This is a genomic window from Eggerthella sp. AM16-19, from assembly GCF_003474385.1.
In the GTDB taxonomy this organism is placed as follows: domain Bacteria; phylum Actinomycetota; class Coriobacteriia; order Coriobacteriales; family Eggerthellaceae; genus Senegalimassilia.
Genome location: NZ_QUCY01000023.1, coordinates 23,600 through 39,429, shown reverse-complemented (window position 1 = coordinate 39,429; position 15,830 = coordinate 23,600). Strand labels below are relative to the sequence as shown.

General features: G+C 64.0%; 16 protein-coding genes. 9 read left to right on the top strand and 7 right to left on the bottom strand.

All coding sequences use genetic code 11. From position 1 onward, the window contains the following. On the top strand, positions 1–205 hold a 205-nt coding region (locus tag DW178_RS09090), incomplete at its 5' end, for an IS3 family transposase (protein ID WP_147363855.1). A 259-nt stretch (positions 206–464) separates the two neighbouring features. Here DW178_RS09090 and DW178_RS09085 read toward each other — a convergent pair. The 7 genes from DW178_RS09085 to DW178_RS09060 form a co-directional block, all read right to left on the bottom strand. Further along, positions 465–1,301, bottom strand: coding sequence for an IS3 family transposase (locus tag DW178_RS09085; RefSeq protein ID WP_158574154.1), 837 nt, complete (start codon positions 1,299–1,301; stop codon positions 465–467). Further along, complete coding sequence (locus DW178_RS11315) at positions 1,301–1,786, bottom strand: helix-turn-helix domain-containing protein (protein WP_158574151.1); 486 nt, start codon at positions 1,784–1,786, stop codon at positions 1,301–1,303. The genes DW178_RS09085 and DW178_RS11315 overlap by 1 nt, the downstream gene beginning before the upstream one ends. Before the next feature lie 200 nt (positions 1,787–1,986). Continuing rightward, positions 1,987–3,888, bottom strand: coding sequence for a DEAD/DEAH box helicase family protein (locus DW178_RS09080; RefSeq protein WP_118350757.1), 1,902 nt, complete (start codon positions 3,886–3,888; stop codon positions 1,987–1,989). Between the two features lie 403 nt (positions 3,889–4,291). Beyond that, on the bottom strand, positions 4,292–5,284 hold the full coding sequence (locus DW178_RS09075; RefSeq protein ID WP_118350754.1) for a 4Fe-4S binding protein: 993 nt from the start codon (positions 5,282–5,284) through the stop codon (positions 4,292–4,294). Between the two features lie 9 nt (positions 5,285–5,293). After that, the gene (locus DW178_RS09070; RefSeq protein ID WP_118350770.1) at positions 5,294–5,902 is read right to left on the bottom strand and encodes a 4Fe-4S dicluster domain-containing protein; all 609 of its coding nucleotides are present in this window, start codon (positions 5,900–5,902) and stop codon (positions 5,294–5,296) included. Between the two features lie 242 nt (positions 5,903–6,144). Beyond that, positions 6,145–6,846, bottom strand: a complete 702-nt coding sequence (locus DW178_RS09065; RefSeq protein WP_118350751.1) for a TorD/DmsD family molecular chaperone — start codon at positions 6,844–6,846, stop codon at positions 6,145–6,147. Between the two features lie 2 nt (positions 6,847–6,848). Further along, positions 6,849–7,673, bottom strand: coding sequence for a hypothetical protein (locus tag DW178_RS09060; RefSeq protein ID WP_118350749.1), 825 nt, complete (start codon positions 7,671–7,673; stop codon positions 6,849–6,851). A gap of 513 nt (positions 7,674–8,186) precedes the next feature. On the opposite strand from DW178_RS09060, the gene DW178_RS09055 reads away from it, so the two are divergent. The 8 genes from DW178_RS09055 to tatC all read left to right on the top strand — a co-directional run bounded on the left by DW178_RS09055 (position 8,187) and on the right by tatC (position 15,742). Further along, positions 8,187–8,999, top strand: a complete 813-nt coding sequence (locus DW178_RS09055; RefSeq protein ID WP_147363854.1) for a hypothetical protein — start codon at positions 8,187–8,189, stop codon at positions 8,997–8,999. Between the two features lie 52 nt (positions 9,000–9,051). Further along, complete coding sequence (locus DW178_RS09050; RefSeq protein ID WP_118350744.1) at positions 9,052–10,236, top strand: 4Fe-4S binding protein; 1,185 nt, start codon at positions 9,052–9,054, stop codon at positions 10,234–10,236. 150 nt (positions 10,237–10,386) lie between these two features. After that, a complete protein-coding gene (locus DW178_RS09045; protein WP_118350742.1) occupies positions 10,387–11,070 on the top strand; it encodes a response regulator transcription factor in 684 nt (227 codons plus the stop codon). A gap of 12 nt (positions 11,071–11,082) precedes the next feature. After that, a complete protein-coding gene (locus tag DW178_RS09040) occupies positions 11,083–12,414 on the top strand; it encodes a sensor histidine kinase (RefSeq protein ID WP_118350739.1) in 1,332 nt (443 codons plus the stop codon). 202 nt (positions 12,415–12,616) lie between these two features. After that, positions 12,617–13,969: an amidohydrolase family protein gene (locus tag DW178_RS09035; protein ID WP_118350736.1), complete on the top strand. Its 1,353-nt coding sequence runs from the start codon at positions 12,617–12,619 to the stop codon at positions 13,967–13,969. A gap of 6 nt (positions 13,970–13,975) precedes the next feature. Then, entirely contained in the window at positions 13,976–14,170 is a 195-nt protein-coding gene (locus DW178_RS09030) for a CASC3 protein CASC3 (RefSeq protein ID WP_118350733.1), read from the top strand. Between the two features lie 168 nt (positions 14,171–14,338). Continuing rightward, on the top strand, positions 14,339–14,905 hold the full coding sequence (locus tag DW178_RS09025) for a Sec-independent protein translocase subunit TatA/TatB (RefSeq protein WP_118350730.1): 567 nt from the start codon (positions 14,339–14,341) through the stop codon (positions 14,903–14,905). Between the two features lie 3 nt (positions 14,906–14,908). After that, entirely contained in the window at positions 14,909–15,742 is an 834-nt protein-coding gene (gene tatC, locus DW178_RS09020; RefSeq protein WP_118350727.1) for a twin-arginine translocase subunit TatC, read from the top strand. Positions 15,743–15,830: the final 88 nt, after the last annotated feature.

Here is a 15,830-nt window from a genome sequence, read left to right as displayed (position 1 = left end):
AAATCTCAGGCGAAAAAAGCAAGTTGACATACATAGGAGCTTCGAGCTCTACTGGGGACAGCGCTTCGAGTCGTTCGAGCAATTCGAGCAAGAGCTGGACCAATACATCTATTACTGGAACACGAAGCGCTACCAGGAGACGCTTGGAGGGCTGGCGCCGGAGGAGTACCAGGCCCAGCGCCTCGGAGTTCTGGAAGCGGCCTGATTCCTTCCCTCACCCGTAATCGACCCGGCATCTATCCATCCAGGGCGCCGGGCGTTTGACTATGTCCGCTGGGGCGGCGCCGTTACGTCTTGCTTCGCGCAAACGGCCGCTCTGGGTCTTATATAGCACCACTACTTCCCTAAACAGAAAAGCACTCGGAAGAGTTTCTCTTCCGAGTGCTTTCGCCCCGTTCCGATTTCATTTTCGACCGTCCAACTTTTGCAAAGGACCCCGTTTCCTGAACGGCAAAAGAAGTGAATCAAGCGGCCCGGCCGAGCCTGTACTCGACTGGGCTGCTTCCGTCCAGGCGTCTCTTGATGCGCACGTTGTTGTACCAGTCGATGTACTTCTCCAAATCCCTCTCGAAGATGTCGGGGTCGTCTCCCTCCCAATCGTAGTAAAGCTCGGTCTTGACCATCGAGAAGAAGTTCTCGGCCTTCGCGTTGTCGAGGCAGTTTCCCTTGCGGGACATGGACTGGGCGATCCCCATCCGCTCGAGCGCGAGCCTGTAGGCGGGCATCTGGTACTGCCAGCCCATGTCCGAATGCAGCAACGGGGCGTCTTCGCCATCGAGCCTGCCCTCGAGGCCCGCCAGCATCTCGAGGACCATCTTCATGTTCGGGGACCTGGATATCGAGTAGGCGACGACCTCGTCGTTGTAAAGGTCGACCACGGGCGAGAGGTAGAGCTTGGTGCCGCCCACCTTGAATTCGGTGACGTCGGTCACCAGCTTGGTCATCGGGCCCTCCGCCTCGAAGTCGCGGGCCAGCAGGTTCGGGGAGGACTTCCCGACCTGGCCCATGTAGGAGCGGTACTTCCTGCGTCTGCGGGTCCGGCACAGCACCCCCTCCTCGCGCATGACCTTGAGCACCGTCTTGTCGGCGATGCGAACGCCGGTCGCTTTGCGCAACGTGTCGGCAACGCGTCGGTATCCGTATCTGAACTGGGATTTCTCGCATATCTCCACTATGGCCGGCCGCTCGGCCGCCTGCCTGTCGGAGGGAGGGTTCGCCTCGTGGTAATAGTAGGTGGAGCGCGACATCCCCATGAGCTTCAGGAGCGTGGAGAGCGGATATTCCCGCCTCAGCGACTTCACTATCTCGTGCTTCCGCCTGCTGCCGAGAGGTCCGTCGCCGAGGCGGCCATTCGTTTTAAGATCTCCACCTCCATCTCGAGGCGGGCGCACCGCTGCTCGAGGGTCTCCTCGCTCGCGGGCTCCTTCCTCCTTCGCCCCGATGGATGGACGACGAGGGCGTCCTCGCCTCCCTCCCGGTACCGCTTCACCCAGTCCCGTATCTGCGCGCTGTTGCGCACGCCATGCTCGAGGGCGAGGGCTTTGTAGTCGCCCTCGCCGCGGAGATAGGCTTCTACGACGCGAAGCTTGAACTCCCGGGGATAGCGGTTGTTCTTCCTCGGCCTGTCTATAGCCCCGACGCCGCCTTGGTCGATCCTCTCCCTCCAAAGCTTCACGGTTGACTTCGTGAGGCCGAACTCGTGCTGCAGCATGGTGATGGTCGCGCCATCGGCGTATCTATCCGCAAAGCGCTGTTTGAACTCGGCGGAGTAATCCTTGCTCAGCAAATCAACCCCCTAACGCAGAAGACCCCTATAGGAGAAGCAGAACATTGCCTGTCCAACTATAGGGGTTCACTGCACTTTTGGGGTCTACTTCATTGTGCGGGGCTTTTTGCGTTTACTTGAGTTTGCGCTCACGTCCACGAGGCGGGGTGCGGTGCTTTGCGCGCTCAATGAGCTATCGGGATGGTTCTCGGCCAACCTTTTTATGCCAGCTGCTCGATGAAGTCGCTGGGCTCGATGGCGCACATGCGCTTGCCGTCTTGCAGGCGGATGCGGCCGATGTGCAGCTTCATGACGCCGGCGGTTTCCAGGCTGGTGGTGGTGAAGCGGGAAATCACCAGCTGCTCGCTTGCCTTTCCTGCCATGGCGTACACGCGGCGCGCGTCCTTCGCGTGCTCCTTCTCCTGCTTGTCCAAGGGCATCTCGGCGCTGTCGAAGTATTCGCGGCAGGGGATGAACCCGTTCACGAAACCGCTGATGATCAGCACTTTCGGCGAAAGCCCCGCGACTTGGTCGTAGGGGACCGCCTGGACGGCGCTTGCGGCATCGATGCGGGGCGCCAGCAGGCGGTTGCGGAAGCGCTTGGCCATGGCGGCTGCGGAGTTATCCTGCTCGCCCAGGCACAGCGTGCTCACGATGCCCGGCGCCGTTGCGCCTTCCTGGCCCGTGACCAGCTCGGCAAGCTTGTCCAGCAGTGCCGTGCCTTCGAGCCCGGCTGCGGATTCGATGAGTGCAAGGCCCGCTTCGCGTGCGTCGGCAACGCGCTTGGCGCCCACTACGCGATCGGCGTCGCCCTCGTTCGCGGCCAGCGCGCTATCCTGCACATCGCGCAGGGCCTCCACCAGGCCCTTATCGTGCTCATCGGCATATGCGCGCAGATTCGCCATAGCGGAGCTGTTGGTCAGCCAATCGCCGTATCCGCACCAGCAGCGCCATGCAAGCGCGTTTTCGGGATCGGCCACCAGGTCGAGCGCCGTCAGCACGTGGGCGGGCACGCAGCGCTCGTTGTCGCGGATGTCGCCGCGCACCGGCTGGCGATCGGTCAGCGCCTGAGCGGGAACCTTCGCGGCTAGCAGGGCCTTCACCATGTTGCGGCTCCACACGCCGTTAGGCGTCGCAACCACGATGTCGGCGGGGTTCGTTCCGGCCGCCACGGTTTCGGCAGCGAAGCGCGCAACGGCGCCGAATTCGTTTTCGGGCAGTTGGCTTTCCAGCACAACCGTCTGACCTGCGACGATGTCTTCCGCAGCATGGAACGCGATCGACTGCATGGCGGGGTCGGCAAGTAATTTGGACGCAGCTGCAGCTCCAGCTGCGCAAGCATGGCATGCGGACAGCTCGATATCCTCCGCTCCTTCGCGCTCGTCCATGAACTCGTCCAAGCCTGCGGCATAGGGGTAGCTGTCATAGACCTGTACACAGGCGGTGCGGTCGCCGGCGATGGTGAGCGTTTCGGTCGCCATCAGGCCGGCAAGCAGCTGCGACGTCTTGCTGATGCGCTGATAGTCGTCTACCAGCACGTGGGCGAACGAATGGGCGGTAACCGCGCCGGCGTGGCCGCGCAGGTAATTCACCGCCAGATTGCCCGCTTCGGGCTCGACGATGCTGCGCGTGAGGGCCAGGTTGTCCTTCAGCAGCGTGTGTACGTTGGACTCCTCACCGGGCAAAAGCCAGTTCGGATCGTCATCGGCAAGCTCGGTCCAGCTGCGGTAGAAGAACTTCAGCATCTCGCGCAGGCGCTTGGGGCGCAGGCCGCTCACCTTCATATCTTCGAGCAGGAACAGCTCCTCGTAGGCGGTGAGCAGACGCGGCTCGCGGCCTGACCAGCGCACCGCTTCGGCATCTGAGAGCACCTCGAGCGCTAAGGCGCGCGGCGTGGTCACCGCGATCTCATCGGCGTTCACGCCGGCTTCTTCGCCAGCGGCGTTCAGGCGCAGCGTGAACGACTCGCATGCCTGCGGCGTGGCGCACAGCACCAGCACGTTCCCTGCCTTTTCGCCGCCCGAAAGCAGCGAGCATACGCGCTCGATCAGCTGCTGTGTTTTGCCGCAGCCCACGCCGCCGACGATGCGCGTTGCCTTGATGTGCGAAATATCCTGGATCATATCCGACCTCCCAGCCGTTATCCCTTACCTATTTATATATGCGTTCGCGATCTTGCCCGCCAAGCGGGTCGGAGCGCGCTGCCCTCGACGATACGCCGACGGGTCGTTGCTGTTCCCGGGCCCCTTCCGCCAGCTTGTTGGACGGTGAGGGGGTTTGCGCCGAAGCGGGTGAGGAGGTTGCCCGCTTCGGCTTCTCAGGTTGAAAGAGGGAGTGGCGGCATCTTCTGAAGTGGGGAGGGAGGGGAGGGTGAAGAGGCGCCGCTCCCGGGCAGAAGGTGGTCCATCCCCAAAACCCTTGCTAGGCCACCCTCTGCCCGGGAGGCCGGGCGCGATGCGCGCCCGGCTGTTCCCGTGTTGCGTTCCTCGCGCCGCAACGTGCGCGTTTGCCGTATCCGCTTGCCGGCTACTTCTCGTTTTCCACCAGCGAGACGGGTTCGCCTTTCTTGGCGATCAGCGGCATGCTGATCGCGTGCGCCGGGCAGGCGTCCACGCACGAGCGGCACTTCGTGCATTCGCTCCACGCAGCCTCGGACAGCTCGGGATGGCGCGGGTCGATGCCCTCCTCGCAGGCGCGACCGCAAGCACCGCACTTCTTGCCCTGTGCCGTTTCCAGGCACTTCGCGTTGTCGATGGTGGGCTTGAACGTGCGGTTCAGCTTGGCGATCAGGCTCATGAACGCCGAAAGCGGGCACAGCTTATGGCACCACTTTTTGAACAGCAGCACCTCGGCGACCAAGATGGCGGGCACCACGATGAGCGACCACGTCACGTCGCCTTGCGCGAACAGGTTCACCAGCAGCAGGATGGTGGCGAAGGTCAGCCCGATGGGGCATACCAGGCAAAACACCGGGAAGCCGAAGATGAACGTGGACAACAGCGCGCCGCCCAGCACGAAGTGGCGGGCATCCACGGCCTCGCCGCGCTTCTTCGCGCAGCTTGCGCAGCCGGACAGGCCCTTCGAGTCCTTCTCGCAGCCGGTTGCCAGCGCCGCCTTCTCGTCCTCGGTCAGCGGAGCGATGTCGGCTGCGGCCTCGGCCGCCTTAGCGTCTGCCTGTTTCACGGCCTTTGCCTTCCCGGCCTTCGTCTGCTTCTCGGGCTTGGTGAATACGCCGCGCAGCTTCTGCACCAGGGGAACGGGGCACATCCATCCGCAGAACGCGCGGGCGAACACGATGATGAGCGCCACCATGATGACTAGCGACACCATGGCGCGCGGCACCATCATCTTGCTGGCAAGCATGGTGCCCAGGGCGCCCAGCGGGCAGAGGATGGAGATGTCCCAGATGCCCGGTGCCGAAATGGTGCCGATGCCCAGGTTCGTCAAAAAGCCCACGAACACGATGGCGACGATGGCGAGCGCGGCAATGGTGCGCAGCGTCTTTGAATTGCGTTTCATGACCGCACCTTACCTTTCTACCTGGTCAAGCGGCTTGATGATGATGGCGCGCGAAGTGGCGCCCTCGGAAATGGAACCGTTTTGCAGCGATACGCACACGCTTTCGCAGGCTCCGCAGCCGTTGCACTTGTTGTCCAGCACCACGGGACGGTTCTCGTCGTCAAGCGTTATGGCCCTGTACGGGCACGCGTCGTAGCAGAATCGGCAGCCGATCAGCTTGTATGCTAGGCACCAGTCGGTGTTGATGACGGCTTTGCCGATGATGGTGTTCTCCTTCGTGGCGCCCGCCGGCAGCTCCAGCGCGCGCGTGGGGCAGGCCGAGACGCACAGCGGCGTGCCACCGTTCTCCTCGGTGCACCAATCGCAGTAGCCGTCGCTGAAATCGAACGTCGGCGTGCGCATGTTTAGGATGCCGCCCTCGATGTGCGCCGGACGGATGACGTCACGCGGGCAGATCTCGTAGCATTTCTCGCAGCGGATGCAGGCGCTGATCAGGCGATCCTCGTCCTGTCCTCCCGGAGGTCGGACGATCGCCTGCGGGTTCGCCATCTTCAGCCCGCCCAGGCCGAGCATCACTGCGGCGCCGCCGATGCCTAGGCACAGCGTGCGGCGCGTCATGCCGCCGGTCTTCGCCTGCTTCCCCGCGGCGGTCTGCGCTTGCGCCTCGTCGGCCGCCCTCCTCGTCTGTTCCGCGCGGCCTTCGGGCAGGTCCGTGCGGTTGTCCGTGTTGTCCATCTCTCCTTCTTTCGCTCGCGCCCGATGCTGGCCTCCCCGTATCCGACGCCCTCCGCGTCGGGAAGCCTGGCGGTGCAAAACCGCCGACGCGCTGGCTTCGAAGCGCGTCGGCGGGCGATGCCTCGTTACTCGTCCTCGGTCAAAACATCGTCCAAAAACGCCTTATCGGTATTCAGGAACCCGTCGGTGAGATAGGCAAGGCCCTGATAGAGGTCGGTTTTCGCGAAACGCTTCATGTCGGCAGTCATCATGGGAACCCACGACAGCAGATGGTCTTCCAGGAAGTTTTTCTGCGTGGTCAGCAGCGCGGCGGCTTCCTCCTCGTCGCCCTTGCGCAGCGCCTCGGCGGTACGGTTGACAAGCACCTGCTCGAACTCCAGCTCCAGAGCTACGTGGTCCTCGCCTTCCTTCCAGCTGTTCTTCTTGTCAAGGCCGGCGGAGCGGTAGATGGCCAGCACCTCGTCGCGGGCATCCTGCATGAGCAGGCGCTTCTCGGAGGTGTACACGCTTTCGAATGGGTAGGCGGCGCTGTAGGCGTCCACGCCGTGGCCGATGAACACGCGGGTGTAGTCCACGGCTAGGTCGGTCAAGCTGTTCTCCCAGGTGTTGGACAGGTACTTCGCCAGGCGCAGGTAGCCCTCGTCCACGTCGGCGTTGCCCGTGGAGGCGGGGAAGCGCATGCCGTGCAGCTCGTCAAGCAGCTCCTGGTCGACTTCCACACGGAACAGGCGGCTGAGCAGGCCGTACGTTGCGGCGCGCTGTTCGATCAGCTTGATCAGCTCGTCCATGGAAGCCTGCTCTGCGGCGGTGTTGGCGTTCTCGGTCATGGTTAGTCCTCCTTGGAATCGGCCGCGGACCCGTCCACGACATCTGCCAGCATTTCCAGGCCCTGCTTTCCCGTTTCGGTGGTGAACCAGGCCTTGCGCCATTCCAGCGCGTCGCATTGCTCCAGCTTGTCCACGAAATGCGGGGCGTACAGGCGGGGCTTTTGCACCAGCGGGTCGTTGTCGACCTTGCCGTTGATGACCGGGGTGGCAGCGCCGTTTTCGGCTGCGCACAGCGCGAGGATGCGCTTGTAGATGACCGCGTACGCCGCGTCCTCCTCAAGCAGGGCGCGCAGGCGCTCGGTGGGTTTGTCGGAATCAAGTTTTGCCTGGCCAGGCTCGGTGATACGCCAGAACACCTCAACGGGTTCGGCGGCTTCCAGGTACTCCACGCCGTCCACGACCACGGTCTTGGGATCGTTTTCCGTATCGTCGGCGGGTTGGCCGTCGGCGGTGATGCGCTCGATGGCGCCGGCGCGCTCGAGCAGGTTGCACAAGTTGGCGGCGGTATAGACGCTGAAGTTGTCCTGCTGCAGCTCGTCGACGTGGGCGTTCACGGCCTCGGCGGTTTGCGGCTCTTGCACGAAGGACAGGATGCCCAGCAGCACCTTGCGGCGCGGGGCCATGGATTTGAACAGATCGTCGATGCGCTCGGCAGGCGTGCGGTTATCGCTTTCGGCCTCGAGCTGCTGTGCGGGTGCATCGGTCGCCGAGCTGATGGCGGTGTAATCGCCGCCCTCGTTCTCATCGTCGTCCGCGCCGGTGTCCTCCAGCGGGTCGAACTCGTCGAGCTCGGAATCAAAGGATAGATCGAAAGTGGAATCAGACATGCTCCGCCCCTCCCAGACATTGCTAGCAACAAAACAAGCGCCTGCCTTCTGGCATGACGCTACAGTGCCGGCCCGTAAGACCGACTCCGGGAACTTCACCCCTGAAGCTCCGACTTTTTGCAAACAATGTCTGCCGCACGCATCCGGTGCGCCGGCGGACTCCCCGCGACGATGATATGCGCGCCGCAACGGCGGTGTCAAGGCCCGATTTTCCGCGTCCGGTTATTCGAATTTGAGGATAGATGCGTCTTCGCGCGGCGGGTTTGCAGCGATTTGCCGCAACTCCAGGCGAGCGCTCACGGCGCGTCGCGGGCCCGGCTGGCGCCATAGGCGTGCGGCCCGCCCGTTGCGCTTTGCGCCGGATGTGCGGTCGCAAACCCGCGTTTGACAATGCGCGGAGGGTTGCGCCATACTGCGCGGCGGGGTTTGGGGAAGAATGCAAGTGGACGACGGACCTGGCCGCGTGGGGACGTGCGCCGGCCCGCTTTGGTTTGGAGAAAGGAAGCTGAAGCCATGACCGCTTTTATTCGACCCTCTTTGATTCTTCGCATGGACCTGGACGAACGTTTATTCAACGACGAGTGCGTCTCCGATATCAAACGCTCGTACTCCTATGTGGCGCCGTCGCTTGTGCAGGCGCACAAGCCGGTAGACGGGCAGCGCCCGGAGAACGTGATGCGCTTCATGATCAAGCTGCATCGTGCCTACTGGGACAAGTCAGACGAAGCCGCGCAGCGGCTATGGGAGGGCGTCATGCCCAAGTGGCTGCACAACATGTTCTCGAAGGTGTCCAACACCATCACGGCCGCCAACAACGTTCGCGCCGAAAACGGTCAGCCGGCGTTTCCGTATCACTGGCTTGAATTGGAGTTCGGCGACAACGCGCTCATTGCGGTGAAGACGGGCTCCGATTCGTCGTTTCCCGCCGACGGGGTGGACATGGTGGAGCGCGTGCGCGACCTCATGAACGCCGGTGCGCTGGGGCAGGATATCGCTTGCGTGCGCATCCCGTCGCGCGCCAGCTACGAAGCGCAGCTCGCAGCCGCCGAGCAGGCGCAGGCCGAAGCCGCCGCCGTTGCCGCCGAACAAGGCGAATCCGCAGGTCAGGCATCTGATCAGGCTGAGCCGGCAAGCGCCACCGCCGAGCAGGCGGCTGATGCTGCCGACGTTGCCGCTGAAGCGCAGGCCGAGGTCGCCGATGCCGCCGAGCCCGCCTTCGCCATTCCCGATCTGCCTGCGTTCGACGTGGACTACGGCACCTGGGGCATCGAGTACGCCGACGGCTCCGTGCGCGAGTTCGACGCCGCCGCCGGTGCGTTCTCGTAGGCGAACGGCTATACTAACCAATTGCAAGGGGGTAGACGAGAAAGGGGCAGCAATGCCAAGTGCCAAGAATTTCCTCGGTCTGCTCGAAAAACTTCAGAGCGCCGATATCACGGTTCATCAGAACCGCTGCGCCGTTGTGCGCAATCGCAACGCCACGTGCATGAAATGCGCGGAGGTGTGCACATCGGGCTGCATTTCCTATAACGACAACGAGCTGATCGTCTCGCCGGAGAAGTGCATCGGCTGCGGCACGTGCGCAACTGTGTGCCCCACGTGCGCGCTCGAGGCCCATCGTCCTAACGACGCCGAGCTGCTGCATCGCTGCATCCAGGCCATGCGCGCCGCTGATGGGGAGGTCGTCATCGCGTGCGAGCAAATCGTGAACGCTGCGGAAGGGTTGCTTGACCTGGAGAAAGTCGTGCCCGTCACGTGCCTTGGGCGCGTGGAGGAAAGCCTGCTGGTCACCCTGGCGGTGGCCGGCGCCAAGCATGTCAGCCTGGTCGAGGGCAAGTGCGCCTCCTGCGAGCACGCTACCGGGTTCCATATGGCCGAGCAGGTGCGCGACACCGCCAATACGCTGCTGGAAACATGGAACAGCGACACGCGCATCGATTTGGCGTCGAAGTTCCCGCACCAGGTGCGCCTTGAGGGCAAATCCAGCTTCGATGCCGGCAAGCGCAGATTCTTCGCGGAGGTGGGCTCCGAGGCGAAAGCCGCCGCCGGCGCCACCGCCGACTACGCCGTGAAGGAAACGCTCGGTATCGAGGAGAAGCCCGAATCGCGCTTTCAGAAGGTGATGGAGGACGGCACGCTGCCGCACTTCATCCCCGATCGCCGCGAGCTTCTGCTGAACAGCCTGTCAAGCCTAGGCGAGCCGCAGGACGTCATGATCGAGACGCGTCTGTGGGGTCACGTCATCATCGACCCGGACAAATGCAACAGCTGCCAGATGTGCGCGACGTTCTGCCCGACGGGAGCCATCAGCAAGTTTACCGATGAGGATGGGACGTTCGGCGTGGAGCATTTCCCCGGCGATTGCGTGAAATGCCGCTGCTGCACGGATATTTGCCCGCAGCAGGCGCTCACGCTCTCCGACGAGGTGTTCGCCGTCGACCTGCTCTCGGGCGCGGTGGAGCGCTACGAGATGAAGCCGCCTGCGCATCCCGTGGGCGATCCGCACCAGATCTGGCATACCATGAAGGACCTGCTCGGCTGCGATCAGGTCTACGAGCGCTAAATCCTATCCCATAGCTTCCGCGCACGGGGCCGTCCTTCGGGGCGGCCCCGTTCTTTAAGCCCGTTTTCAGGCTGCGCCGTATACTGTTGATTGAAAGAATGCATGCCTGCGCCCTGCGGTGCGGGTTCGGGAATCGACGGAAGGCACACCATGCATATCCTCATCGTGGAAGACGACGTGCGGCTTGCCCGCGCGCTGGCGCACATCCTGGAGGAGAGCGGCTACGGCACCGACGTGGTGCACAACGGCGCCGACGGGCTGGCCTATGCCGAAAGCGGCATCTACGATGTGGTCATCCTGGACGTCATGCTTCCCAAAATGGACGGTTTCACGGTAGTGACCGAATTGCGCCGCAAGAACGTGAGCACACCGGTGCTGCTGCTCACCGCGCGCGATGCCGTGCCCGACAAGATCACCGGTCTGGACAGCGGCGCCGATGACTACATGACCAAGCCTTTCAGCCCCGCCGAGCTGCTGGCGCACCTGCGCGCCCTCACGCGCCGCCAGGGCGAGGTGATCTTCGAGAAGCTCGATGCGGGCGATCTTTCGCTGAACCTGGAAAGCTACGACCTGACGTGCGGGCAGAAGACCATCCACCTGTCGTTCAAGGAGTTTTCCCTGGCGAAGGTGCTTATGAGCAACGCGGGGCAGGTGGTGTCGAAGGAGCTGCTCATCGAGCGTGTGTGGGGCGTGGAGTCAAGCGCTGAGGACAACAACGTCGAGGCATACGTCAGCTTCCTGCGCAAGAAGATGCGCTTCTTGGGCTCGCAAGCGTGCATCGAGACTATCCGCAAGGCGGGCTACCGTTTCGCCGCCGATGGCGCCGCGGCCTAAGGCGGCCATCCTATGCTGAAAAAGCTCCGCATCAAGTTCATAGCGTTGAACATGGCCACCGTCGCCGTTGTGCTGACGGTGGTCTTCGCGGCCATCTGCGTGGTGAACCATCGGCAAAGCGTCGCCACGGTCGACGGTGCGCTCAACCAGGCCATCGCGCAGGCCTCCGAGCATCAGAGCAGGCAGATGGGGAAGGACACGCCGGGCGAAGGCCAGCCGGAATCGGCCGATGGCCAGCCCGCGCTCGACGGGGAGCAGCCCGCGCCGCCGACCATCGGCGGGCGTGAGCGCAGCGGGGGGCAGGTCATCCCCGTGGCGTTGTTCTCCGTGTCCGCGGACGGGGCCATGACCGCGCTCGGCCGCTATAACACGGCATCCATCAGCCAGGATGTGCTCGAGCAGGCCGGCGAACAACTCGCCGGCGCCGACGAGGGCTTCGGCAGCCTGTCCGACCTGGGCCTGTTCTATGTGAAGCGCCAGGCGGGCGGCGTCATGTATCTGGCGTTCGCCGACATGGGCAGCGCGAGCGGCTGGCGTGCCCTGGCGGCAACGCTTGCCGTGGTGGAGGTTGGGACGCTGGCCGTGTTCCTCGTCATCAGCCTGTTCTTCAGCCGCTGGGCGCTGCGTCCCGTCGCCCGCGCCTGGACGCAGCAGCGCCGCTTCGTGGCGGACGCGTCGCACGACCTGAAGACCCCGCTCACCGTCATCCTTGCCAACACGTCCATCGCGCTCGAGCATCCCGAGCGCAGCGTGGCAAGCCAAAGCCAGTGGCTCGAGAGCACGCAGCACGAGGCCGAGGCCATGCAAGGCCTGGTGGGCGATTTGCTCACGTTGGCGAAGATGGACGAGGAGGAGGCCGCCGCGCAATCCGGCGCCGCCCGTCCGGCATTCGAGGAGGTCGACCTGTCCGACGTCATCGAAGGCGAGGTCCTGCAGTTCGAATCGGTGGCGTTCGAGCGCGGTGTGAGGCTGGAATCGCAGGTGGAGCCCGGCATCGAGCTGCGCGGCAACGAGCAGCGGCTGCGCCGTTTGGCGGGCACGCTCATCGACAACGCTTGCAAGTACGTCGACGACGGGGGAGCGGTGGACGTGGCGCTTTCGCGCTCGGGAAAGCAGGCGAGGCTTGCGGTGCGCAACACCGGCGCGCCCATATCGCCCGAGGACCTTCCTCACGTGTTTGATCGCTTTTACCGCGCGGACAAGGCGCGCACGGGCGGCGCCGGCGGGCACGGCCTGGGGCTTGCCATCGCGCGGGCCATCGCCGAGGAGCACGGCGGCAACCTGTCGGTCGCCAGCACGCAGGCCGAAGGCACCGTGTTCACTGCAACGCTGCCCTTAAAGTAATAGGTGGCGAACGAGCCTCCGCAGCCCGCGGATGAACACACCTCCGTCCCCCCCCTGTTCATCGGGCTTGCGGCCTGGGCCCTCAAGCCCGCGCCCCTCCCCGCGCCGCTCGCCGCGTTGCTTTCGTGGAAGCTCCGCCGGGGCGCTCATCGGTGCTATCATACGTGTTTACTTGCAAATCACGGAACAAGCGAGGCAGCCCATGCTTTTGTGCGCGCAGTACGTGCTTCCCATCACGTCGGAACCCATTCACAACGGTGCGGTGCTCGTTCGCGACGGCGCCATCCGCGACGTCGGCGACGCCGCCATGCTCAAGTTGCGCTATCCCGATGAGGAGGTCTCCGATTTCGGCCAGGCGGCAATCCTGCCCGGCTTCGTCGACCTGCACACCCACCTGGAGAACGCGGTCATGCGCGGCATCGTCCACGATGTCCCTTATGCCACCTGGATCATGACCATGCGCGAGCTGTCCGCTAAGATGGACGTGGCGGATTGGTATGATTCGGCCATTCTGGGCGGCCTCGAGTCGCTGTCCAGCGGCATCACCACCGTGGCCGACATCACCACGTCGGGCGCCAGCTGCACCGCCATGCAGAAGCTGGGTATGCGCGGCGTCGTCTACCGCGAGGTGGGCGCCATGGACCGCCGTCGCGTCGGCTTCGCCATGCACCAGGCCGAGAACGATATCGCCCATTGGCAGGAGGAGGTCGATTCCGACCGTCTTGCCGTCGGCCTGGCCCCGTCGTCGCTGTTCACCTGCAACCCGGAGATCTTCCGCAAGGTCGCCCAGCTCGCCTCCAAGGAGAACCTCCCCGTGGCGCTGCGCCTGGCCGGCGACCGCGAGGAGTGCGATTTCGTGCGCTACGGCTCCTCGCCCTTCTCCGTCCACTCCATGGACACCACGCGCTGCTACGTGGAGGTCCCGCCGTGGCTGCCCACGGGCACCACGCCGGTCAACTACGTGCTGAACTGGGGCGCGTTCGAGAGCGACAACGTTATGATGGTGCATGGCGTCTACGTCGACGACCATGACGTGGCCAAGCTCAAGGAGTACGACGTCTCCGTGGCCAGCTGCCCTCGCATCAACGCCCAGCTGGGCATGGGCGTGGCCCCGCTCGCCGAGTTCCTGAACAACGGCCTGCGCGTGGGCCTGGGCACCGACAGCCCCGCCGCCACCGACTCCACCGACATGATCTCGGAGATGCACATCGGTATGCTCATCCAGCGCGCCGTGAACCCGCGCAGCTTCATGAAGTCCTCCACCATGCTGGAGATGGCCACCATCGGCGGCGCCCGCGCGCTGCGCATGGACGACAAGGTGGGCAGCCTGGAAGTGGGCAAGCTGGCCGACGTCATCGCCGTCGACCTGTCCGGCTCGCACCAGACCCCGGCAACCGACCCGGTCTCGGCCGTGGTCAACGCCTGCAACGGTTCCGACGTGCTCATGACCATGGTGGGCGGCAACGTGCTGTACGAGAAGAGCAGCTGGCATGTGGGCGTGGAAGTGGCTCGCAGCATCGCCCGCGTCATCGAGATCCGCAGCAAGCTGAGGTAGCGCGCCATGGGAACGAATCAGAAGCTCACGGCCAAGCAGAAGGCCGAACGCATCAAGGCGGCGCAGGAGCGCGAGGCGCGCGAGAAGGCGCGCCGCGAGGCGGCGGCCCGCACCAAGAAGATTTTCACCGTGGTGGTGTGCGTCATCCTGGTGCTGGCACTTGGCATCCCCACCATCGCGCTTTCCGTGCTGTCCTTGTAGCAACCCTTGGCAACTGATAACGCCCCGGTCCCCGAATGCTGCTTCCCTAGCAGAACTTTTCTGTAAAGGAAGTGCACGCGAAGGGGGCTGGGGCGTTTGTGTTACCATGAATGGCTGTTGCGCGCAAGCGCGAAAAGAGTAAAGGGAACGCACGCAAAGGGGAATGCTTTGTTTGGTATCGGTGGATTTGAGCTATTTCTCATTCTGCTGTTCGGTTTCCTGCTGTTCGGCCCTGACAAGCTGCCCGCAATGGCGAAAACGCTTGGCAAGGCCATCGGCAAGTTCCGCAATGCGCAGGAGGAGATGAACAAGGTTATCAAGAACGAGGTGTACGACCCCGATTCCGATGAACCGTTCAAGAACCCGCTCGATGTTATGGAAAAGGCGGCCGACGCAGGCAAGAAGGCTGCCAACGGCGCCAGCAAGGCCGTGAGCAGCGCAAGCAAGGCCGTGTCCTCGCATAGCTCCTCCACCTCGGCGCCCAAGCCGCGCCCGGCGGGGCAGCAGGAAAGCTTCAGCGAGCGCAAGGCCCGCTACGATCGTGAGCGCGCCGCCAAGCAGGCCGCCGAAGCCGAAAGGGCCGAGGCCGCCAAGCAGGCCGCGCTGGCCGCTGCCGACGCCAAGTCGGCCGAGGCCGCAGCTCCTGAAACCGCCGCGCAAGCGGCTCCCGCGGCGCCCGCCGCACCGGCAGCGCCCGCTGCCCAGTCTTCCGCCACCGAAACGAAGGGGGAGTAACCGATGCCTATCGGACCGGCGCGAATGCCCCTATTCGATCATCTGGGCGAGCTGCGCATGCGCTTGGTGCGCATCGTGGTGTGCCTGCTCGTTGGCGTGTGCGTGTTCTACTTCGCCACGCCCACCATGGGCCAGTTCCTGATGATCCCCATCGCCGAGTACCTGCCGAAGGGCCCCGACGGCCTGCCGTCGTTCATGGCCATCGACCCGTTCGAGGCGTTCTCCACCCGTTTCAAGATCTCCATTTGGGCGGCCATCGTGGCCTGCTCGCCGGTTATCCTGTGGCAGCTGCTGGCGTTCTTCCTGCCGGCGCTCAAGCCCAACGAGCGCAAGTGGTTCATCCCCACGTTCGCCGCGGCCGTGGCGCTGTTCATCGTCGGCACCGTCTTCTGCTACTGCATCATCCTGAACCCGGCGTTCCAGTGGCTCACCGACCAGGCCATGGGCCTGGGCACCGTCACGCCGCGCATGGCCAGCTACGTGGACATCATCATCAAGTTCGAGCTGGGCTTCGGCGTCGCCTTCGAGCTGCCGCTGGTCATTTTCTACCTGGTGGTGTTCAACGTGGTGCCGTATAAGAAGCTGCGCGATAGCTGGCGCGGCATCTACGTCGGTCTGCTGGTGTTCTGCGCCATCGTCACGCCCGACGCCTCCCCGGTCACCATGGCGCTCATGTTCGCCGCGCTGATCGTGCTGTACGAGGTATCGCTGCTGCTGGCCCGCATCGTGCTTGCCGGCCGTATCAAGAGGCAGAACCAGGAGATCGCGAAGGAGGAGGGCGCTGCCCAGGCGGTCGCTCCCAAGACCAAGAAGCTCAAAGCCGTGAAGCGCAAGTAGTTTAGCCGGCAAACATATATGGTTAACCTGAAGGCCCGCTGCATGCGGGCCTTCTTGGGATAGTATGGGGTTCGTACCAATGGCGTGC

Excerpts from the sequence above, each read along its gene's own strand:
- DW178_RS09080 (WP_118350757.1), bottom strand. The coding sequence starts at position 3,888 with ATGATCCAGGATATTTCGCACATCAAGGCAACGCGCATCGTCGGCGGC.
- DW178_RS09075 (WP_118350754.1), bottom strand. The coding sequence starts at position 5,284 with ATGAAACGCAATTCAAAGACGCTGCGCACCATTGCCGCGCTCGCCATC.
- DW178_RS09070 (WP_118350770.1), bottom strand. The coding sequence starts at position 5,902 with ATGACGCGCCGCACGCTGTGCCTAGGCATCGGCGGCGCCGCAGTGATG.
- DW178_RS09065 (WP_118350751.1), bottom strand. The coding sequence starts at position 6,846 with ATGACCGAGAACGCCAACACCGCCGCAGAGCAGGCTTCCATGGACGAG.
- DW178_RS09060 (WP_118350749.1), bottom strand. The coding sequence starts at position 7,673 with ATGTCTGATTCCACTTTCGATCTATCCTTTGATTCCGAGCTCGACGAG.
- DW178_RS09055 (WP_147363854.1), top strand. The coding sequence starts at position 8,187 with ATGACCGCTTTTATTCGACCCTCTTTGATTCTTCGCATGGACCTGGAC.
- DW178_RS09050 (WP_118350744.1), top strand. The coding sequence starts at position 9,052 with ATGCCAAGTGCCAAGAATTTCCTCGGTCTGCTCGAAAAACTTCAGAGC.
- DW178_RS09045 (WP_118350742.1), top strand. The coding sequence starts at position 10,387 with ATGCATATCCTCATCGTGGAAGACGACGTGCGGCTTGCCCGCGCGCTG.
- DW178_RS09040 (WP_118350739.1), top strand. The coding sequence starts at position 11,083 with ATGCTGAAAAAGCTCCGCATCAAGTTCATAGCGTTGAACATGGCCACC.
- DW178_RS09035 (WP_118350736.1), top strand. The coding sequence starts at position 12,617 with ATGCTTTTGTGCGCGCAGTACGTGCTTCCCATCACGTCGGAACCCATT.
- DW178_RS09030 (WP_118350733.1), top strand. The coding sequence starts at position 13,976 with ATGGGAACGAATCAGAAGCTCACGGCCAAGCAGAAGGCCGAACGCATC.
- tatC (WP_118350727.1), top strand. The coding sequence starts at position 14,909 with ATGCCTATCGGACCGGCGCGAATGCCCCTATTCGATCATCTGGGCGAG.